General features: G+C 68.5%; 17 protein-coding genes and 1 pseudogene. 9 read left to right on the top strand and 9 right to left on the bottom strand.

Going from position 1 to position 20,795, the window contains the following annotated elements:
• From VFY73_RS07050 to VFY73_RS07080, 7 genes and pseudogenes are all read left to right on the top strand, one after another.
• Positions 1–696: pseudogene (locus VFY73_RS07050) on the top strand (bifunctional salicylyl-CoA 5-hydroxylase/oxidoreductase); the annotation flags it as partial.
• Positions 693–1,436, top strand: coding sequence for an SDR family NAD(P)-dependent oxidoreductase (locus tag VFY73_RS07055; protein WP_329717219.1), 744 nt, complete (start codon positions 693–695; stop codon positions 1,434–1,436). The pseudogene VFY73_RS07050 and the gene VFY73_RS07055, both read left to right, overlap by 4 nt.
• A gap of 50 nt (positions 1,437–1,486) precedes the next feature.
• Complete coding sequence (locus VFY73_RS07060; RefSeq protein WP_329717234.1) at positions 1,487–1,957, top strand: MarR family transcriptional regulator; 471 nt, start codon at positions 1,487–1,489, stop codon at positions 1,955–1,957.
• Complete coding sequence (locus VFY73_RS07065; protein ID WP_329717220.1) at positions 1,954–2,814, top strand: enoyl-CoA hydratase family protein; 861 nt, start codon at positions 1,954–1,956, stop codon at positions 2,812–2,814. The genes VFY73_RS07060 and VFY73_RS07065 overlap by 4 nt, the downstream gene beginning before the upstream one ends.
• The gene (locus VFY73_RS07070; RefSeq protein ID WP_329717221.1) at positions 2,814–3,203 is read left to right on the top strand and encodes a DoxX family protein; all 390 of its coding nucleotides are present in this window, start codon (positions 2,814–2,816) and stop codon (positions 3,201–3,203) included. Before VFY73_RS07065 ends, VFY73_RS07070 begins: the two co-directional genes overlap by 1 nt.
• Positions 3,200–4,354, top strand: coding sequence for an acyl-CoA dehydrogenase family protein (locus VFY73_RS07075; protein WP_329717222.1), 1,155 nt, complete (start codon positions 3,200–3,202; stop codon positions 4,352–4,354). The genes VFY73_RS07070 and VFY73_RS07075 overlap by 4 nt, the downstream gene beginning before the upstream one ends.
• Before the next feature lie 412 nt (positions 4,355–4,766).
• Positions 4,767–7,268 (top strand): collagenase, encoded by a 2,502-nt coding sequence (locus tag VFY73_RS07080; protein ID WP_329717223.1) that lies wholly within the window; start codon positions 4,767–4,769, stop codon positions 7,266–7,268.
• Positions 7,269–7,459: 191 nt separating this feature from the next.
• Here the strand turns inward: VFY73_RS07080 and VFY73_RS07085 are convergent, their stop codons facing one another.
• The gene (locus VFY73_RS07085; RefSeq protein ID WP_329717224.1) at positions 7,460–8,230 is read right to left on the bottom strand and encodes an intradiol ring-cleavage dioxygenase; all 771 of its coding nucleotides are present in this window, start codon (positions 8,228–8,230) and stop codon (positions 7,460–7,462) included.
• Positions 8,231–8,395: 165 nt separating this feature from the next.
• The gene (locus VFY73_RS07090; protein ID WP_329717225.1) at positions 8,396–9,430 is read right to left on the bottom strand and encodes a cation diffusion facilitator family transporter; all 1,035 of its coding nucleotides are present in this window, start codon (positions 9,428–9,430) and stop codon (positions 8,396–8,398) included.
• 124 nt (positions 9,431–9,554) lie between these two features.
• Between VFY73_RS07090 and VFY73_RS07095 the strand changes: the two genes are divergently transcribed.
• Entirely contained in the window at positions 9,555–10,343 is a 789-nt protein-coding gene (locus VFY73_RS07095) for an isocitrate lyase/phosphoenolpyruvate mutase family protein (RefSeq protein ID WP_329717226.1), read from the top strand.
• Here the strand turns inward: VFY73_RS07095 and VFY73_RS07100 are convergent, their stop codons facing one another.
• From VFY73_RS07100 to VFY73_RS07120, 5 genes are all read right to left on the bottom strand, one after another.
• Positions 10,344–11,003 carry a protein-methionine-sulfoxide reductase heme-binding subunit MsrQ gene (locus VFY73_RS07100; RefSeq protein ID WP_329717227.1) on the bottom strand — a complete coding sequence of 220 codons (660 nt, stop codon included), beginning with the start codon at positions 11,001–11,003 and terminating at the stop codon, positions 10,344–10,346. It abuts the gene before it with no gap.
• Positions 11,004–11,005: 2 nt separating this feature from the next.
• Entirely contained in the window at positions 11,006–11,995 is a 990-nt protein-coding gene (gene msrP, locus VFY73_RS07105; protein ID WP_329717228.1) for a protein-methionine-sulfoxide reductase catalytic subunit MsrP, read from the bottom strand.
• A gap of 143 nt (positions 11,996–12,138) precedes the next feature.
• Positions 12,139–13,515, bottom strand: coding sequence for a c-type cytochrome biogenesis protein CcsB (gene ccsB / locus VFY73_RS07110; RefSeq protein WP_329717229.1), 1,377 nt, complete (start codon positions 13,513–13,515; stop codon positions 12,139–12,141).
• 55 nt (positions 13,516–13,570) lie between these two features.
• On the bottom strand, positions 13,571–15,748 hold the full coding sequence (locus VFY73_RS07115; RefSeq protein WP_414654421.1) for a cytochrome c biogenesis protein ResB: 2,178 nt from the start codon (positions 15,746–15,748) through the stop codon (positions 13,571–13,573).
• Positions 15,749–15,838: 90 nt separating this feature from the next.
• Complete coding sequence (locus VFY73_RS07120) at positions 15,839–16,471, bottom strand: c-type cytochrome (protein ID WP_329717230.1); 633 nt, start codon at positions 16,469–16,471, stop codon at positions 15,839–15,841.
• A gap of 51 nt (positions 16,472–16,522) precedes the next feature.
• Between VFY73_RS07120 and yihA the strand changes: the two genes are divergently transcribed.
• Complete coding sequence (gene yihA, locus VFY73_RS07125; protein ID WP_329717231.1) at positions 16,523–17,251, top strand: ribosome biogenesis GTP-binding protein YihA/YsxC; 729 nt, start codon at positions 16,523–16,525, stop codon at positions 17,249–17,251.
• Between the two features lie 56 nt (positions 17,252–17,307).
• Here yihA and VFY73_RS07130 read toward each other — a convergent pair whose 3' ends face one another.
• Both VFY73_RS07130 and VFY73_RS07135 read right to left on the bottom strand, forming a co-directional pair.
• Positions 17,308–17,811, bottom strand: coding sequence for a single-stranded DNA-binding protein (locus VFY73_RS07130; protein WP_329717232.1), 504 nt, complete (start codon positions 17,809–17,811; stop codon positions 17,308–17,310).
• Between the two features lie 158 nt (positions 17,812–17,969).
• On the bottom strand, positions 17,970–20,795 hold a 2,826-nt coding region (locus VFY73_RS07135; RefSeq protein WP_329717233.1), incomplete at its 5' end, for a S8 family serine peptidase.

A 20,795-nucleotide genomic window follows, 5' to 3' on the forward strand; every position in this document is an offset into this window, starting at 1 on the left:
GCCGGCTTCGACTGGCTCGAGCTGCACTGCGCGCACGGCTACCTGCTGTCGGCGTTCATCTCGCCACTGACGAACCAGCGCGACGACGAGTACGGCGGTGTCCTCGCCAACCGGCTGCGCTGGCCGCTCGAAGTGTTCACCGCGATGCGCGAAGCGTGGCCGCAAGACAAGCCGATGTCGGTGCGCATTTCCGCGCACGACTGGGTCGAAGGCGGCATCACGCCGGACGACGCCGTCGAGATCGCCAAGGCCTTCAAGGCAGCCGGCGCCGATCTGATCGACTGCTCGTCGGGCCAGGTCAGCCCGGATCAGAAGCCGGTCTACGGCCGCATGTACCAGACGCCGTTCGCCGACCGCGTGCGCAACGAGGCCGGCATCGCGACGATTGCGGTCGGCGCGATCAGCGAGGCCGACCACGTCAACTCGATCATCGCCGCCGGCCGGGCCGACCTGTGCGCCGTCGCGCGCCCGCACCTGGCCAACCCGGCGTGGACACTGCAGGAGGCTGCCAAGATCGGCTACACCGCGCTCGACTGGCCGGTGCAGTACCGCTCGGGCAAGAGCCAGATGGAAACGTTGATCCAGCGTGAGAAGGCCGCTGCAAATCTGGTCCCCAACGGTCCAGCGAACCGATCCCCCCACGGGGGAGCTGTCGCCTCGGGGCGGCCCGGCGGCGACAAGGCGGGCGGCCAATGAAGCACGCCCTGATCACCGGCGCCAGCCGCGGCATCGGTGCGGCGATTGCACGGGCCCTGTACAGCGACGGTTGGGTGCTGACCCTGACCGGCCGCGAGGCCCCCACGCTGCTGGCCGCGGAGCTGCATGCCTTCGCGGTGGCGATGGATCAGACCAACGCCGACTCGGTGGCGGCGGCGTTCGAAGCCGCCCGCGCCGCGCAAGGGCCACTGACCGCGTTGGTCAACAACGCCGGCGCGGTCGAGACAGCGCCGTTCGGCAAGACCTCGCCGGCACAGTGGCACCGCATGCTCGATGTCAACCTGACCGGCCCGTTCCTGTGCTGCCAGGCTGCGCTGCCCGATCTGAAAGCGGCCGGTGGCGAGGGCCGCATCGTCAACATCGCCAGCACCGCTGCACTCAAAGGCTATGCCTACGTGTCGGCCTACGTCGCCGCCAAGCACGGCCTGCTGGGGCTGACGCGCACGTTGGCGCTGGAGATGGCCAAGGACGGCGTCACCGTCAACGCCGTGTGCCCCGGCTACACCGAGACCGACATCGTGCGCGAGGGCATCGCCAAGGTCGTCGCGAAGACCGGCCGCAGCGAGGCGGAGGCCCGCGCGGGTTTCACGCAAACCAACCCGCAGGGCCGCCTGGTGCAGCCCGACGAAGTGGCGGCCACGGTGCGCTGGTTGTGCTCATCGGCCGCCGGCTCGGTCAACGGCCAGGCGATCGCCGTCTGCGGTGGGGAGACGATGTGAAGAAAGCGAATCTTCCGCTGGCCCGCCTGCTCGACGACGACCAGATCGGCATGGAGGCGCGTGCCGGCGATGCCGACCACCAGGCGCTGAAGGTCTGGCTGCGGCTGCTGGCCTGCACGACCCAGATCGAGACCGAGATCCGCCGTCGGCTGCGCAAGGAATTCGGCATGACGCTGGCGCGATTCGACTACCTGGCGCAGCTGCACCGCCACCCGGAAGGGCTGCGCATGAGTGCCTTGTCGCGCTACCTGATGGTCACCGGTGGCAACGTGACCGCGCTGACCGACGACCTGGAGCAAGAAGGCCTGGTGCTGCGCGAGACCGATGCCGAAGACCGGCGCTCGTTCAAGGTCACGCTCACGCCGGCAGGCCGCAAGGCGTTCGAGAAGGTCGCCCAGGTGCACGAAGGCTGGGTGGTCGAGTTGCTCGCCGGTTTGGGCATCGATCAGAAACACGAACTGCATGAACTGCTGGGCAAGTTGCGGCTGCATCTGTCCCAAGCCTCCCAGGAGAATCCATGACCGAATCCGTTGAACGCGTCGACCCGTCGCTCGCTGCCGGCAACCGCACCACGCTGGCCGGCCATGCGGCGCAGCACTTCGGCTGGCAGGTGCATGAGGGCGTGGCCACCATCACGTTGAACCGGCCCGAACGCAAGAACCCGCTGACCTTCGATTCGTACGCCGAGCTGCGCGACCTGTTCGCGAAGCTGCGCCACGCGACCGACGTGCATGTGGTGGTGCTGCAGGGCGCAGGCGAAAACTTCTGCTCCGGCGGCGACGTGCACGAGATCATCGGCCCGCTGATCCGGCTGAAGGCGCCCGAGCTGTTGATGTTCACGCGCATGACCGGCGAGCTGGTCAAGACGATGCGCAGTTGCCCGCAGCCGATCATCGCGGCGATCGATGGCGTCTGCGCCGGTGCCGGCGCGATCATGGCGATGGCATCGGACCTGCGCGTGGGCACCGCGCGATCGAAGACGGCCTTCCTGTTCAACCGCGTTGGCCTCGCCGGTTGCGACATGGGCGCCTGCGCGATGTTGCCGCGCATCATCGGCCAGGGCCGTGCGTCGGACCTGCTCTACACCGGCCGTTCGCTGCCGGGCGACGAGGCGCACGCCTGGGGTTTCTTCAACCGTCTCGTAGCGCCTGAGAGCCTGAGCGACGAAGCGCACGCGTGGGCCGCCCAGATCGCCGCCGGCCCGACCTTCGCCAACGGCATCACCAAGACGATGCTGCACCAGGAATGGTCGATGACGATCGAGCAGGCGATCGAGGCCGAGGCACAGGCGCAGGCGCTGTGCATGCTGACCGAGGACTTCGGCCGCGCGTACCGTGCGTTCGTCGCGAAGCAGAAGCCCGTCTTCGAAGGAAACTGATGGATAGGAATCGCCTGGGTTGGACGGCGCTGCGCGCCGTGCTCGCTGGATTGATCGCCGCCCACGGCTGGGCCCGCCTGCTCGCGGGCGGCGTGACGCCGTTCGGCGGCTGGCTCGACAGCCAGGGCATTCCGTTCGGGCCGGTGGTGGCATGGGCGATCACCGTCTTCGAGATCGCCGGCACGCCTTTGCTGCTGCTGGGCCGCTTCGTCTTTCCGTTGACGGTGGTCTATGCCGCGATCTACGCGGTGGGCATCGTGATGGTCCATGCCAAGGCCGGCTGGTTCGTCGTCGGCCTGGGTCGCAACGGTGCCGAATACAGCGTGCTGCTGATCGCCACGCTGCTGTGCGTGGGCTGGCAACACGCACCGCGTGGAGGAGTTCGATGAACATGACCGATTGGCCTTTCTTCGACGCGCCGCACCGCGCGTTTGCGACCGAGCTCGACGCCTGGGCTGCAGCGAACGTGCGCGACGTGCATGGTGACCACGATGTCGACGCGGCCTGCCGCCAGTTGGTCAAGCAGCTCGGCGACGCCGGCTGGCTGGCGCATGCGGTGGCCGGGCGCGAGTACGGTGGTGCCGGCGAAACCATCGACACCCGCACGATGTGCCTCGCCCGCGAAACACTGGCGCGCCACAACGGCCTGGCCGACTTCGCATTCGCGATGCAGGGCCTCGGCTCGGGCGCGATCTCGCTGGCCGGCACGCCGGCGCAGAAGGCGCGCTGGCTGCCGAAGGTGGCGTCGGGCGAGGCCATCGCGGCCTTTGCGTTGTCCGAGCCCGATGCCGGCTCCGATGTGGCGGCGATGCAGTGCGCTGCGCGCATCGAAGGCGATGTCGCGATCCTCGATGGCGAGAAGACCTGGATTTCGAACGGCGGCATCGCCGATGTCTATGTGGTCTTCGTGAGGACGGGTGAAGCGCCAGGTTCGCGTGGTCTCTCGGCCTTTGTCGTCGAAGCCGGCACACCCGGCTTCGAGATCGCCGAGCGCATCAATGTCATTGCGCCGCACCCATTGGCGCGGCTGCGCTTCACGAACAGCCGCGTGCCGCTCGGCCACCGCATCGGCGGGGCCGGCGAAGGCTTCAAGGTCGCGATGCGCACGCTCGATGTGTTCCGCACCAGCGTGGCTGCGGCCGCGCTCGGCTTCGGCCGACGCGCGATGGAAGAGGGCCTGGCCCGCGCCCGCACACGGCCGATGTTCGGCGGCGTGCTCGGCGACTTCCAGCTGACGCAGGGCAAGCTCGCCGAGATGGCGACCACGCTCGACGCGGCGGCGCTGTTGGTCTACCGCGCCGCGTGGCAGCGCGACCAGGGCCAGACCGTGACGCGCGAGGCGGCGATGGCGAAGATGTTCGCCACCGAAGGGGCGCAGCAGGTGATCGACGCGGCGGTGCAGCTGTGGGGCGGCCGCGGCGTGCAAAGCGGCGAGACCGTCGAACGGCTGTACCGCGAGATCCGCGCGCTGCGCATCTACGAAGGCGCCACCGAAGTGCAGCAGCTGATCATCGGCCGCGACGTGTTGAAAAACGGCTGACGAACGGACGACGGTGGGGCCGCCGGGAGGCGGGCTTCACGCGCCGCGTTGACGCTTCTTGACGATCTGCGGCAAGCACCGCGCCGGCGCCCTGGGGGGAACAGATTACCCCCGTTCTGGCGCGAATGTGCGGGGTTTCGAGGGCCAGATTCGAAGCAATCTGCAGCCCACCTGCTCGCATCATCGCGGCGCGGATCACCACCCGGACGAAGCGCAGCCACCGGCTGACTATCGCGCCGGGGGATGAACCGGCGGCCACGCCTGTCCACAAGACGACGGCGGCCGCCCTGACGCCTGGCCCGCCGGCCCGCCACCCTTGCCGGCTCGCTCGAGCTCGACCGCGTGCATGTGGGCGCCGCCAGGCCCCTGGCCGGTGCACGCCCGCGTCCGATACCACCACAGGAGACAAACCGTGATCACACCGTATCGATCGGGCCACCCCCGATGGATTCAGGCCCTCGTGGCCGCCGCCGCCATCAGCGGCGTTCCGATGACCCACGCCGCGACCAACCCAGCCGTCGCTGCCGAGGCCACCCGTATCCAGCAGCAGCGCGAAAGCCTGATGCACGCCGACCCCGGCCTGCCACGTGCCGGCGCGCACCTGGGCCGCACCGGCGTCGCTCCGGCCCTGCTGCCACTGCGCCGCGCCGATGACTTCGTGCCGCACCGCCTGGCGATCGGCGAAACGGCCAACGCCGCTTCGACGCGGCTCTCGCCCCGCGCGAAGGCAGCCCGCCAGGTGCAAAGCTCTGCCCGCTTCGCTCGCGTGGCGGGCCAGTTGACCGGCGCGATGTGCAGCGGAAGCGACTTCGTCGGCCGCACCGGTTCGAACCTGATCAGCTTCATCGACGCCGCCGACCTGAACGGCTGCATGTACAGCCTCTACTACGGCAGCGTCGACCAGTACCGCACGGTGTTCAGCGACGCGAACATCATCACCGTCTCGAACGAGCTGAAGACCCGTGCGATGAGCTATGCGGGCAACGACAGCAACCACTCGATGAACCTGCTGTCGTTCCTGCGCACCGCCGGTTACTGGAGCTTCATGAGCAAGTCCGGTGACCCGTGGAACAACATCCCGCCGGGCAGCCCGACGATGATGAACGCGGCGCTGTCGGCGCTGATGCAGATCGTCGTGTCGCCGCATTTCTACGACAAGACCGAGGACAACGCGTTCTTCGTCAGCGAGGTCTACAAGACCACGCCATCGGGCTGGGCGCTGTCGTTCGCGCCGTCGGCCAAGAAGTGGGTCGACCAGGTCACACCCACCACGCCGGCGATCGGCTACTGGACCAACGAGACCATCATGGCGGCGATGGGGGTCTTCTACTACGGCCCCTACCAGTCCGACTATGTCGGCGCGGTGCAGAACGACGTCAGCTACGCGAAGAGCTTCGACGCCTTCCTGACGCGCAACATGGCCATGCTGGGCACCGACGACAGCTACCACCAGGCCAACGCGATGGGCGAGCTGATCCGCTTCGTGCAGTTCACGCCGCAGAGCACGCAGGTGCGTGGTCTGGCGACGGCGCAGATGCCGCACTTCCCCGTGTCTGACGACGAGACGATCGACGTGTGGATGCGTGCCTCGAGCATGGTCGACGAGTACGACAGTGCCAACTGCTCGGCCTACGGTACCTGCAACGGGCAGGACACGATCGCCGCGCTCAAGCTGCCGATCCGCCATCCCTGCAACACGCAGTACGTGATCCGCGCCCAGGCGATGACGTCGGAACAGCTGAGTTCGACCTGCGACTCGGTGATCAAGGAGGCCAAGTACTTCCACGGCCTGCTCGGCACCAGCAAAGGCGACCCGGTGGCGAACGACAAGAACAAGACGCTCGAGCTGGTGGTCTTCGACAACTACAACGAGTACGCCCGCTTCTCGGGCTTCCTGTTCGGCAACTCGACCAACAACGGCGGCATCTACCTCGAGGGGGATCCCTCGTGGCCGGGCAACCAGGCCCGTTTCCTGGCCTACCGCGCCGACTGGCTCTCGTCGTTCGAGATCTGGAACCTGAACCACGAGTTCGCCCACTACCTGGACGGCCGCTACGACATGTGGGGCGGCTTCGGCGACTACCCGCTGTCGGTCGGCGGTGGCGAGCAGTCGTCAGTCTGGTGGATCGAGGGCTTCGCCGAGTATGTGTCGTACAGCTACCGCAAGAAGTACAACGCCGATGCGACCTCGCGCGCGCAGACCGCGCCGCTGGCGCTGAGCGAAGTGATGCGCAACACCTACGACAGCGGCTCGGCGCGCGTCTACAACTGGGGCTACCTGGCGGCGCGCTACATCATCGAGCGCCAACCGCAGGAGCAGAAGACCTTCCTGCCGCTGATGCGCGTGGGTGACTACGACGGCTACAGCGCGCACATCACCAACCTCGGCACCTCGCTCGATGCGAACTTCGCCAGCTGGCTGTCGCAGTGCGTCGGCGGTGGCGACATCACGTCGGACAAGTGCTTGAGCAAAGGCGTCGGCACCAAGCCGCTGCTCGACCCGACGGCGATCGGTGCGTGCGACCTGGGCGCCGACACTGCGTTGGCCAATGGCTGCTCGCGCAAGCTGGTCCCGGGTGGTGTGCTGTCGTACTACCTGCGCATGAGCGATTGGCAACAGGCCTACTTCAAGATCAGCCAGGTGAACGGTGGGGTGGACGTCTATGCCAAGGCCGGCGGCTGGCCGACCACGTCGAACTACGACGTGAAGGCCAAGAGCACCGGCCAGGACGTGATGATGAAGCTGCCGTCCGACGGCTCAGGTTGGTCCTACGTGATGGCCGTGCCACGCGCCGGCTTCCAGAAGGCCACGCTGCGGGGCATGTACAGCAAGCTGCCGTTCCCCGATGGCGCCGTGGCGATGCACTGCGTCGGTGGCTTGACGAGCGTGCTGTCGGCGGGCTGCGCGCACTAAGCCCACGAGCCTGAAGGAGCGCGAGCGCCTTCAAACGACAAGCCCGGCCGGCGCCATACGCGCCGCCGGGCTTTTCCTATTGGGCGCGCGTAGCGCCGCCACTCCAAGTGGCGTGCGCGGAACCGGCTTTGCCGGTCCGCTGCGCGAGCCCCCTCGGGGGGCAGCTCCTGGAGGGGGCGTGGGGGCCTACTCTACGCCGCCACCCCAACCATCAGCTTGGCCGAGTAGCCCAGCTCGACCGAGCCCTTCATCTTCGCCTTCTGCAGCGACACGCCGTCGCTGAAGACACCGTCGTGCGCGAAGTCGGAGACTGAAGTGTTCTGGCCTTTCGCCGCGTACAGCGGCGAGGCATAGACCGTCTTGGTCACCGACTGCGGGAAGGCCAGTTGCGAGGTCGCGGTGGCCGTGCCGCCGGTGTCGGCGTTCAGGAAAACCTGGAAGTGGATGTGCGTGATGCGGCCGGGGTACCAGCCCGGGTAGACCAGGTCGAAGTGCACAGCGCCCTTGGCGTCGCTGATCTGGATGCCACGCATGAAGGTCTGGCCGCGCGTGTCGTGGCCGGGCTGCTGGTAGCCGGAGTAGACGCCGTCCTTGTCGGTGCACCAGATATAGACCGCGGCGTTGCTGATCGGCGCGCAGGCCTTGTTGACATTGACCAGCTTCAGCGTCAGCGTCAGCGGCACGCCGGGGCGACCCTCGGTGATGTCCCGGCGCATCATCTCGTCATCGTCCAGCACGCTGGACAGCGGGTAGGGGCCGGCGGTCTCTCTCGGGATCAGCGCGCAGCCGCGGGCCGCCGCGTAGTCGAACGCGTCGTACTGCTCGGCCCAGATGGACTCGGCGGCGTGTGCCTGGCCGGTCAGTCCCATCAAGGGTGCGGCGGACAAGGCCCCGAAAGCGCCGAGCGCTCCGCGCCGGCTGGGTGATTCGGGGGAGTCCGAACGGTCAGGGTCGTGTGACATGGCTTGTCTCCTCGCTAGAAGCTGTTGAGCGCCCCAGGCTCGATCGGCCGAGCCCGCCCCGAAGGGATCAAGGAACTCCGGAGCGCGCCGTCGATTCCTCGAGGGAAAGCGCAGTCTCGAAGCCCTCCGTTTCTCGCACGTGAACGCTAACGCGCGGTCCTGACATCACTGGTGACCGCCGGCATCAGGTTGTGACGCGGGGTGAGCATGGTCGTGGTCGTGGTCGTGCAGGCCATGGCTCTTGTCGCCCTGCAGCCGGCAGGCCTGGGCGATGGTGCCGCGCTCCAGTTGCAGCGTGCTGTGGTGGATGGCGAAGCGCTCTTCCAGCTCGTTCGCCACCTGGTCGATGAAGGCATCGCCGGGCGGGCCATCGGGCGTTACCAGGCGCACGGTCAGCGCGGTTTCGGTGGTCGACAAGGCCCAGATGTGCAGGTCGTGAACGTCCGACACGCCAGGCAGGCTGAGCAGGTAGGCACGCACCGCGGCCACCTCGACATGGGACGGCACGGCGGCCAGCGCCAGGTTCACCGACTCACGCAGCAGTCCCCAAGTGCTGAACAGGATGACGACCACGATCACCAGGCTCAGCAGCGGATCGATCAGGTACCAGCCAGTCTGGCGCATCACCAGGCCGCCGACCACCACGCCCAGCGAGACCCCGGCATCGGCCAGCAGGTGCAAGTAGGCGCCGCGCTGGTTCAGATCGTGCGCACTGCCGCGGGCGAAGAGCCAGGCCGACACGCCATTGACGACGATGCCGACCGCTGCCACCACCATCACCACGTTGCTGGCGACAGTGGGGGGCTCGGCGAAACGCCGGATGGCCTCCCAGCCGATGCCGCCGCAGGCCACCAGCAGCAGCGTGGCGTTGGCCAGCGCCGCCAGGATCGAGCTGCCGCGCAGGCCAAAGGTGAAGCGTTCGCTCGGCGCCCGACGCGACAGCAGTGCCGCGCCCCAGGCCAGCGCCAGGCCGAGGACGTCCGACAGGTTGTGGCCGGCGTCGGCCATCAACGCCGTCGAATTGGCCAACAGCCCGTAGCCGAATTCGACCCCGACGAAGACGGTGTTCAGCGCGATGGCCAGCGCGAACGCCCGGCCGGCGTTGGTGGGGTCGCCATGGGCGTGCCCGCGGTCAGGCCCGTGTGCATGCCCGTGCGCATGGGCATGGCCATGGTCGTGATGGTGGTCGTGGCGGGCCATCAGGCCGCCAGTTTCCCATGGGGCCACGCACCGCGGGGGCATGTCCGGGGATGGCGAGCGGGTCGTTCCGGCTTCGTGCAGCATCGGCGGCTTTCCCATTCCACCCAAGCACCAGGAGATTTGCATGACGTCGACCGTGACCGACAAGGCCGCCATCTTTCGCCAGTTGCACCAGCGGCCCGGCGTGTTCGTGATGCCCAACCCGTGGGACGCCGGCTCGGCCAAGCTGCTGGCCGGCCTGGGCTTCGAGGCGTTGGCCACCTCCAGCGCCGCGTCGGCGATGGCGCTGGGGCGAAGCGACTACCAGATGACCCGCGAGGACGCGCTGGCACATGCCCGGGCGATCGTTCAGGCGACCGAGCTGCCGGTGTCGGCCGACCTGGAGAACGGCTTTGGCCATGCGCCCGAAGTGGTGGCGCAGACCATCCGGCTGGCTGCCGAGACGGGCCTGGCTGGCGGCTCGATCGAGGACGCGAGCCAGCAGCCCGGCAGCCCGATCTACGACCTCGGCCAGGCGGTCGAGCGGGTGGCGGCGGCGGTGGAAGCCGCGCGCTCATTGGGTCGACCGTTCACGCTGACCGCGCGGGCCGAGAACTTCCTGAACGGCCGTGCCGACCTGGACGACACCATCCGTCGCCTGCAGGCCTACGAGGCTGCTGGCGCCGACGTGCTGTTCGCCCCCGGCCTGCCGAGCCTGGAGGCGGTGAAAGCGGTCTGCAGCGCGCTGAAGAACCCAGTCAGCTTCATGGTCGGCATCCCCGGCAAATCCTTCAGCGTCGCCGAACTGGAGGCGGCTGGCGTCAAGCGCATCAGCCTGGCGACCTCGCTGTACCGCGCGGCGATGAACGGGCTGAAGGCGGCGGCCGAAGAGATCAGGCGCGATGGAACCTTCGGCTACCTGACCAAGCGCTGATCAGCCTGTGCTGACTGCCGGCGTGCGTCGCGCCGGCGTCTGGCTGCGCTGGCGCCAGGCATTGCGAACGCGCCAGCCCAGCAGCACGCCGACGATGCCGGCGTAGACGGCAACCTCGCCGTAGAGCTGCTTGCCCGAGCGCATCCACAGGAAATGCAGGATCGCCAGCAGGGCGATCGCATAGACCGTCTTGTGCAGCGCCTGCCAGCGCTTGGCGCCGAGCGCCTTGATCGCACGGTTGAACGAGGTCGCGGCCAGTGGCAACAGCAGCAGCCAGGCCAGTGTGCCGACCAGGATGAACGGCCGCTTGGCGATGTCCTTCAGCAGCGCGTCGAGCTCCAACCCTTGATCCAGCCAGGCGTAGGACAACCAATGCAGCGTGCCGTAGACGAACGTGGCGACGCCGATCGCGCGCCGGTGGCGCAGCAGTTGGTGCCAGCCGGTCCATTGGCGCAGCGGGCTGATCGCCAGCGTCAGCACCAGCCCCCGCAGCGTCCAGTCGCCCAAGCCTCGGATCAGCGCCTCGGCCGGGTTCGCGCCCAGCGTGTTGTTGATCGCACCCCACATCAACCAGGCAAACGGCAGTGCGAGCAGCGTCCACCACACCGGCTTGGCGGCTTTGTGCGCGAGCAGCCGGTTCATCACGGGAGCGAGCGCCATGTTCAGTAGTGCTTTTTCAGGTCCATGCCGGCGTACAGCTGGCCGACCTGGGCCTCGTAGCCGTTGAACATCAGCGTCGGCCGGCGCTTGGTGAACAGGCCGTCTTCGCCGATGCGGCGTTCGCTGGCCTGGCTCCAGCGGGGGTGATCGACCTGCGGGTTCACGTTCGAATAGAAGCCGTACTCGCTCGGGTTGGCGCGCTCCCAGCTGCTGACCGGCTGCTTGTCGACGAAGCGGATCTTGACGATCGACTTTGCACTCTTGAAGCCGTACTTCCACGGCAGGACGATGCGCACCGGCGCGCCGTTCTGATTGGGCAGCACCTCGCCATAGAGGCCAAAGGTCAGCAGTGCCAGCGGGTTCATCGCCTCGTCCAGCCGCAGCCCCTCGGTGTAGGGCCAGTCGAGCACCGACGAGCGCACGCCGGGCATCTGGGCCTTGTCGGCCAGCGTCGTGAACTGCACGAACTTGGCGTTGCCGGTCGGCTCTACTTTTCTGATCAGTTCGGCCAGCGAGTAGCCGACCCACGGCACGACCATCGACCAGCCTTCGACGCAGCGCAGGCGGTAGATGCGCTCTTCCATCGGTGCCAGCTTCAGCAGTTCGTCGAGGTCGTAGACCTTGGGCTTCTTGACTTCACCTTCGACGCTGACCGTCCACGGCCGAGGCTTCAGTGTGTGGGCGGCGCGCGCCGGATCGGCCTTGTCGGTGCCGAATTCGTAGAAGTTGTTGTACGACGTCACGTCGGCGTACGGCGTGGGCTTGTCCATCACCATCGAGCCGGCCGCTGTGCTGCGCGTGCCGGGCAACGCGGCCAGCTTGCCCGGGCCGGTCAGCGCCAGGGCTTCGCCGGCAGCCCAGGGCCCGAGACCGGCGCCGGCCAGGCCCCACGCGGCCCGCTGCAGCCACGTGCGGCGCGCGTGATAGATGGCCTGGGGGGTGATGTCCGACGGGGTGCGGTGGTTGAAGCCGCGGTCCTTCAGCAGGTACATGGGGTCTCTCGCTCGATGCGCCCGGCGGGCGCTTGACGGTCTGTCGGTGCAGACCGGTGAGACCTTACGCCGTGGCCGGGGTTCCCGCTGGCCTTCGGCAGGATGCCCTGACGCTCAGCGCCGCCATCGCCGGCCGCAGCCGCTCACAACTCGCCGTAGGAGTGCAGGCCCGACAGGAACATGTTCACGCCCAGGAAAGCGAAGGTCGTGATGACCAGCCCACCCAGCGACCACCAGGCCGACGCCGTGCCGCGCAGGCCCTTCATCAGCCGCATGTGAAGCCAGGCTGCGTAGTTCAACCAGACGATCAGGGCCCAGGTTTCCTTCGGGTCCCAGCTCCAGTAGCCGCCCCAGGCTTCGGCGGCCCAGAACGCGCCCAGCACGGTGGCGATCGTGAAGAACGCGAAGCCGACCGCGATCGCCTTGTACATCAGGTCGTCCATCAGCTCGAGCGACGGTGTGCGGGCGCTGATCGGCTGGCGCAGCCACACCATCACGGCAAAGAACGCCGCGGTGCCGCCGATCAACCGACCGCCCTTGATCAATGCGGTCTGCATTGCTGCGTCGGGTGTGCCGAGCAGCGCGTATAGGCCCATCAGCACCAGCACGCCCGCCGGCACCCCGACCAGGCCGATCCACAGGTGCAGCGGCGTCGAGGTCTTGAGCAGGCAGGCCAGCCCGACCATCGCCGCCAGCGCGAAGGTGCCGTAGCCGATGAAGTTGGCCGGCACGTGCAGCTTCATCCACCAGCTCTGCAGGGCCGGCACCAGCGGCTGGATCTCCTGCGCCTCGCGCGCCACCGTGTACCAGAGCAGGAAGCCGACTGCGGCGCTGATGATCAACATCACGAACGGGCCCAGCGTGCGGGTCTTGTAGTGGGCTTCGTAGTACAGGTAGAACAGCGTCGTCAGCCAGCAGAACAGCACGAACACTTCGTACAGGTTGCTGACCGGGATGTGGCCGATCATCGGCGCGATCTGGTGGCTCTCGTACCAGCGCACCATCGTGCCGGTCAGCGCCATGAAGACGGCGGCCCAGGCCAGCCGCGAGCCGATGCGCAAGCCGGCGTTGTCGGCAGCCCCGGTTGCCGGCTGGCCACCGCCGCGGGCGAAGAAGCCGAACCAATAGAACAACGTGCTCATGAAGAACAGCGTGCCCATCCACAGGATCGCGCTCTGGCTGGACAACAGGTACTTCAGCAGGAAGACCTGGTTGCCGGCCACCAGGTCGGCGCCGAAGCCGTCGGTGGTGCGGGTGTACAGGCCGATCGCGACCAGGCTGGCGGTGCCGACCGCGAGGCCCAAGCCGCGCAACGCGCCCCAGAACCAGCCAAGTGCGATCAGCGCCGGCACCGCGCCGAGCAGGATGGCCTTTTCGTAGCCGTCCATCGCGGCGCCATAGCGGCGGAACGCATAGGCGGCGCCGCCGATCACCAGCGCGGCGAACAGCCAGTCCAGGGGCGCGCGACGGCCGATCAGGCTTTGGCGGCCCAGGTCCAGCGTGGTGGTGGTCGTGTTCATCGGGTTGCCTCCGTGCGGCGCACTGCGGAATTCGGCTGGGGATCGGTGTCGAGGCTCATGGCTTGCCGACCGGCTGACTGACGGGTGCGGCCAGCAGTTCGTCGCGCAGGCGGTCGAAATCGGCGTCGATGTCCAGCGTGCGGCGCGGGGTGGACATCGCCAGCATCAGCTTCGTCGTGCCCGCCGCCTCGCCGTCGGCCAGCCAGACCCACAGCCGCCGTTCGCGAACATACAGCATTGCAAAGACCCCGAGGATCAGCAGCACCGCGCCAATGTAGACCAGCGTCTTGCCCGGGGCACGCGCCACTTGGAACACGCTGGCCTGCACCGGCGTGAAATCGGCCAGCGCCAGCAGCACCGGCGCGGGGTAGAAGAAGCTGTCGGACAGCGAGAGCACCGCCTGGGTCATGAAGGCCTCGGTGGTCGGGCCCGTTTCGAGCGGTTTCAGGCCGGCTTGTTCCCGCGCGAGCTGGTTCAGGTCGAACAAGGCGCCGTTGAGGATGCGCAGCATCACCTCGGCGATGCGCGAGCGCTCGGCCTCCGGCACGCTGGTCTCGATGAACTGGCTCAGTGCATTCAGGCCGCCCAGCCGCATCGCCTCGGCACCCTTGGCCGGCGCCTCGATGCCGGCAAACAGCGTCAGCGCGCGCGACGCGGTCAGGCGCAGCTGGTCGTTCATCTCGGGCTTGCCGGTCGGCGTGGCCTGGTCGGCATAGCGCCGCGCGGCCCGGTCGCGCAGCGCCGGGTCGTTCAGCGCGGTGCGCAGGCGCAACCAGCCGTCGAGGCTCATGTTCTCGTCGGCCGGCATGCGCAGGTAGCGGAAGTTCTCGGCTGCGGATTCACGCACACCGGCGACGAACACGCGCTGACCGTCCAGCTCGATTGGCAGCATGTAGTTGTGGAACTCGCGCGCCTGGCCGGCGCTGTCGCGCAGCCGGTAGGTGATGGCCGGGCCGACGTTGCGCAGCGTCTTTGCCTTGTCCGGGTTCACGCCGGCGCCCAGGTGCTTGTCCAGCGCGCCGGCCAGGTCGACCTTGCGCACATCGGTGCCGCCGCTGGCGCTCGCCTCGGCCATGTTCTCGACGTTGATCACCTTCAGGCCGGTGACTTCGAGCTGGAACTTCTGCTCGCCGTTTTCGCTCGTCAACGTGGTGTTCTCGCCGACCCGCAGTTTCAGGTCGAACGGCGGGCCGGCGGCGGTCAGCGGCAGCGCGCGCAGCTGGACCGCCGAGCCACCGTCCTCGAAACTGCTCTGGTAGATCGCGATACCGCGGTGAAAGGCCGGCTCGTTGACCTTGACGGTGGCCGGGATCGCTTCGCCGCTCTCGTGGTCGTGGATCACGATGTCGCTGGCGAACAGGCGCGGCATGCCGGTTTCGTAGTACTCGACGTTGAACTTCTTCAGCTCGACGTCGAACGGCAGCTCCTGCAGCACCGTGCCCTGCGGCATCGACAACAACGCCACGCCGGCGCGCGCGCCTTCAGGCACCAGCAGGTTGCCGCGGAAGGTCGGGTTGCCGGCCGGCAGGCGGTGCTCGGCCGGCACGTCCTTGATGAACTGGTAGCCGCCGTCGAAGACGCTCTTGCCAGTCAAGGCCATCTGTGCCCGCACGATCAGGTCGCCGTCGGCCAGGCCGCCGAGGCAGATCAGCACGATGGCAGAGTGCGCGGCGAGGTAACCCACCTTGCTCGCCCGGCCGGTGCGCGCGGCCACCATCGTGCCGTGTGCACGCACCTGTGCGCGGGCGCGCCAGCCGTTCCTGCCGAGCACCGCCGCCACCTGGTCCAGCGTGGCCGTGCGCGCCAGCGGCAGCGTGGCCTGGGCCTTGTGGTGGAAGAAGGTCAGCGACTGCTCGCGCACATGCTCCTTGAAGCTGCGCAGGTCGGCGACGATCTTCGGCGCGTTGCGGGCGATGCACAGGCTGGTCGACACGACCAGGAAGGCAAGGATCAACAGGAACCAGGGGGCCGAGTAGACGGTGAAGAGTTGGAAGTGGCCGTACAGCTCGGCCCAGAACGGCCCGAACTTGTTGACGTAGTTGTTGAACGGCTCGTTCTGCTTCACCACCGTGCCGATCACCGAGGCGATGCAGATGACCGTCAGCAGCGTGATCGCGAAGCGCATCGATGACAGCAGCTCCAGCGCCTGGCGCGCTCGGCCAGCAGGCGCCGGGCGGGGCGGCGGGGCGTCGAGCGCGTCCAGCGGGTCGACGAAATCGGTCGGTGCGGTCATGGGCGGATTATCGGAAGCAGGGCCTGGCCACGGGGCGTCCAAATGAAAAAGCCGGTCAGAGACCGGCCTTCACGGGGCGCCTGCAATGGATCAACGCAGACCGGCGATGTAGTCCGCCACCGCGGCGATTTCTTCGTTGTTCATGCGGGCCGCGATCGCTTGCATCGGCACGCTGTTGGTGCGCTTGTGGTCGCGGAAGGCCTTCATCTGGCCATCGACATAGTCGGCATGCTGGCCACCCAGGCGCGGGTACTGCGACGGCATGCCGGCGCCGGTCGGGCTGTGGCAGCCGGCGCAGGCCGGGACTTGCTTGTCGGCGATGCCGGCACGGTAGATCTTTTCGCCCAGCTGCACGGTGGCCTTGTTCTTGGCGAAGCCTGGCTTGGCCTGCTTGCTGGCGTAGAACGCCGAGACGTTCTTCATGTCGGCTTCGCTCAGCGGGGCGGCCATGCCTTGCATCACCGGGTTGGCGCGCTTGCCGGCCTTGAACTCGGCCAACTGCTTGGCGAGGTACTCGGGGTGCTGGCCCTGCAGGATCGGGTTGGCCGGCGAGCCGCGCGAGCCGTCGGCGGTGTGGCAGGCGGCGCAGACATTGGTCGACAGCTCCTGCCCCTTGGCGAGGTCCACCTTGGCGGACGCCGCCGGCTCATTGGCCGCGAACACGGGCAGCGCCAGCGTGGCAGCCAGGAGGACGGTGGTGGCGAAGGCGACAGGGGTCTTCATCTCGGCGGGCCTTGATTGTTCGAACAAAACTCGCGGATTTTACAATGCTCCATGACCGCATCGAACCGCCCGCAAGCCGGCGCACCGGATGAGGCCACGCGCACCGCGCTGGCCTGGGCCCACGGGGCCCGTTTCCTCACCACCGCCAGCCAGCTGGACCAGCTGCCTTCGGGCGACATGCCGGAGTTCGCCTTCGTCGGCCGCAGCAATGCCGGCAAGTCGACGGCGATCAATGCGCTGGCGCAGCGCCGGCAACTGGCCTTCGCCTCGAAGACACCGGGCCGCACGCAGCACATCAACCTGTTCGAACTGGGCCCGAAGGACGCGCCCGACTCCTACCTGGCCGACCTGCCGGGCTATGGCTATGCCACGGTCGCGCGCACCGCCAAGCTGCGCTGGCAGCAGGTGATGGCCGATTACCTGAAGATCCGCCGCAACCTGGCGGGCGTGGTGCTGCTGGTCGACAGCCGGCTCGGCTTCACGCCGCTGGATCGGCAACTGCTGGAGTTCGTCGCGCCGCGCGTGACGACCGGCGAGGTCAAGCTGCTGGTGCTGTTGACCAAGGCCGACAAGCTCAGCAAGAAGGAGCAGGCCGAGGCCCTGCAGACGGGGCAGGATGGCCTGGCCGACCTGGCCACCGAGGCGGCCGATGTGGGCCTGCTGCTGTTCTCGGCGCCCAAGCGCCAGGGCCTGGAGGATCTGGCCGAGACGGTTTACGGCTGGGCGCATCCGGGGGCCAGGGGCGCCGCCGTCGCGGCCGTGGCCGCAGACGGGCCGTAAAAGGACGAAAGGCCTGGCGCGAAGCGACAGGCCTTCCGGACGGGGGAGCCAGGGCGTCAGAACGGGATGTCGTCGTCCATCTCGTCGATGCCGGCGCTCGAGCGCGGGGCCGGGCGGGGCGCCGGGGCACGCGGCGCGGGGGCCGGCGCGCGGCGCGGGCTGCCGCCACCGCCGCCTTCGTCGGCGTCGCGGCTGTAGCTGTCGTCACCACCGCCGCTGGCGCCTTCGCGGCCACCCAGCAGCTGCATCGAATCGGCGACGATCTCGGTGGTGTAGCGGTCGTTGCCGTCTTTGTCCTGCCACTTGCGGGTCTTCAGGCGGCCTTCGATGTAGACCGGGCGGCCTTTTTTCAGGTACTCGCCGGCGACTTCGGCCTGGCGGTCGTACAGCACCACCGAGTGCCATTCGGTTTCTTCCTGGCGCTCGCCGGTGTCGCGGCTCTTCCAGTTGCGGGTCGTGGCCAGGCGCAGGTTGCACACCGCCGCGCCGCTGGGGGTGTAACGCACCTCGGGGTCACGCCCCAGGTTGCCAATGAGAATGACTTTGTTGATCGAGGCCATGCGGGCGGCTCCAGCAAGAAATCTGTGGGAATGTCCAGTGCCGATTGTGCCGCACTGCCCCGAGACGCGGACGAAACAAAGGCCCCCGAAGGGGCCCCGGAAGGCCTGCTAGGGGGCGGGAAAAGTTGAGAAGTTCCGCCCCGTGGGACCTTCTTGCTTCAGCGCCGGCCGATCAATGCCGCCTTCTTGACGCTGCTCAGGGCCGGCACGCCCTGCGGCAAGCCGGGCTCGACCGACACCAGCGTCACGCCGAGCGTGGTGCCGGTGTTGGCGTCGGCGCCTTGCACCAGCCGCAGCGCGCCCAGGTAGCGTACGCCGGCAGTGGCGCCATGCCAGCCGAACTTGGCCTTGACCGTGTCGCCAACGGCCACGCTGGTCGGCAGGCCGCGCACGTGCAGCGGCACCGGGCCGGCGCTCGGCCAGACCAGCCACGACGACAGCGTGAACGACGTGCTGACGCCATCCGCCGGCGCAAAGCCGTGCACGCAGGCGGTGTAGCTGCCGCCGCCAGGCATGCGCAGCGTGGCCATCTCTTCGGCCGTCGCGCCGGCACTGGATGCCACCAGCGTGCCGCCCTGGTCGTAGATGAACAGGTCGAGGTCGTCGGAGCCGTGGCCCGAGGTGTCGGCGTCGTACAGCGCGAAGCGGGCGGCCAGCGTGCCGGCGGCGACGTTGAAGTTGAACTTCGTCGTCCCCGCCTCGTTGGCGCGGCAGGCCGCGTCGCCGTTCGAGTTGGGCGACTTGGCGACCACGCCGTCGCTGCGGATGGCCGGCATCAACCCGCCGCTTTGTGAGCTCAGGTCACCGGTGAAGCCGAACTGGTAGCGGGTCTTCAGCGTGTCCGCCGCAAGGGTGCTGGTCAGCTGCGTCGGGCCGGCGAAGTTGGTCAGCCGCGCCATGATCGGGCTGCGCACGTGATGCGTGCCGTCACTCCAGACCAGGGTGCCCTGGTTCCACGCGCCCTGCACGGCACCGTTGCCGGTCAGCGTGACGGTGAAGCGGCCCTTCTGGCCCTTCTCGAGCACCAGGCTCGGCGGGTTCACGCTGGCGCTGAAGCCGGCGACGTTGATGCTGGCATTGAAGGTCGCCGGCCCGCCGGTCAGGTTGCGCACCGTGCGGCGGAAGGTCACCGAGCCGGGCACGTCGGCGCTGAACGAGGCCAGGTTCAGATCGGTGGCATCGATCGAACCGAGTGACTGGCAGGTCGGCGAGTCGGCGGCGATCAAGCCCTGGCCGCAGAGGTAGCGCCAGTAGTCGGTCGGGTCGATCTGGTACAGCAGGCCGGGGTCGATCGAGCCGTTCGGGTTGGCATGGCCGGCCCCGTAGCCGGCGAAGGCGTTGTCGGGGATGCCGTCGGCCAGCTTGACCGGGCCGGCGCTGGTCATCAGCGCCGATTTGATCGACGCCGGGCCCCAGTAGTTCGGGTGCTTCTGCTTCAGCAGCGCGGCCATGCCGGCGATGTGCGGGCTCGACATCGACGTGCCCTGCAGGTATTCGGCCACCGGGTCGGGCACGACCGAGCCGTCGATGATCCCGTCGTGGTAAGCCTGGTCGGGCTGGGTGGCGGCGTAGGCGGCCAGAATCGCGACGCCTGGCGCGGTGATGTCGGGCTTCATCACGGTCGGCGTGGCCAGGTTCGGCCCACGCGACGAGAAGGCGGCCATCACCGGCGCGACGACGCCGGGTGCCTGCGCCGCGACGCCCATCGCCGCGGTGGCGCCGGGCAGGCCGGCGTAGGCGCGCACGGCGTCACGGTTGGCGATCGGCAGGTGCACCGTCGGGATCCAGTGGGCGTCGTCGTTCAGCGTGTCCGAGCCGCCGCCGGGCAGGCCGGCCGGCGTGTTGGTCAGCACCATGCCGACGCCGCCGGCCTGCAGCACGGCCAGGCTCTTGTCGGTGCGGGCCGAGGTGCCGCGGTCGCAGACGACGACCTTGCCGGCCACCTTGACCGGGTCCAGCCCACCGACGAAGCAAAGCCGGGCATCTTCCAGCGTCTTGCCGGGCGCGACGGCGTCGGTCGACAGGATCGTCGACGTGGCGGCCAGGCCCTTGGACTGCGACGCGCCGTTGTAGACGCTGCCGTCGCCGAAGGTCGCGTCGGCCTTGAAGAAGCGGTCGTGGGTCGATGCCCCCACGGTGGTCAGCCACGGGCTGTTGTGCGCCACGGCATTGCCGGGGCCTGAGTTGCCGGCCGAGGCTGCGACGAACACGCCGGCGGTCGCCGCGTTCAGGAACGCCACCTCGACCGGGTCGACGATGCTGGTCTGCGAGCCGCTGATCGAGAAGTTGATGACGTCCACGCCGTCGGCGACGGCCTGGTCGATCGCGGCGACCGAGTCGCCGGAGTTGGCACCGCAGCCGCCGGCGCCGTTGTCCCAGCAGACCTTGTACGCGGCGATCCGCGCGCGGGGCGCGATGCCGCTGACGCTGCCGAACAGCGCCGAGGCGCCGGTCGTGGCGACGTTCTCGTTCCCGCCGGCCGTGGACGCGGTGTGCGTGCCGTGGCCGTTGTAGTCGCGCGGGGACATGAACTCGTGCGGGAGCACGCCGTCGCAACCGCGGCTCGCGCAGAAGAACTGCGCCCCGATCAGCTTCTGGTTGCACATCGACGCCGTCCAACCCTCACCGGGATGGCACTTGCGACCGTGCCAGATGCCCGGGTTCGGGCCGTAGGTGAGCTTGCCGCTCGCGTCGCGGTCGCTGAAGCTCTTCGACTCGGGCCACACGCCGGAGTCGAGGACGCCGATGATGACGTTCTCGCCGGTGATGCCCTTCGCCCACAGGCCGCCCTCGGCCGCCGGCTTCGTCAGGCCGAGGAAGTCGGGGGTCGTCGCGGTGTCGGCGACGACCTCGCGGGTCTTCTCGACCGAGAGCACGGCGGGGTCGGCGAGCGCACGAGCGGCCTCGGCCGCGGACATGCGGGCCGCGAAGCCGTTGAACGAGTACTTGTAGTCGTAGACCTTGGTGCCGCCCGTCCGCCGGAG

Origin of the sequence: Ideonella sp. (genome assembly GCF_036277275.1) — a bacterium.
Taxonomy (GTDB): domain Bacteria; phylum Pseudomonadota; class Gammaproteobacteria; order Burkholderiales; family Burkholderiaceae_C; genus Ideonella.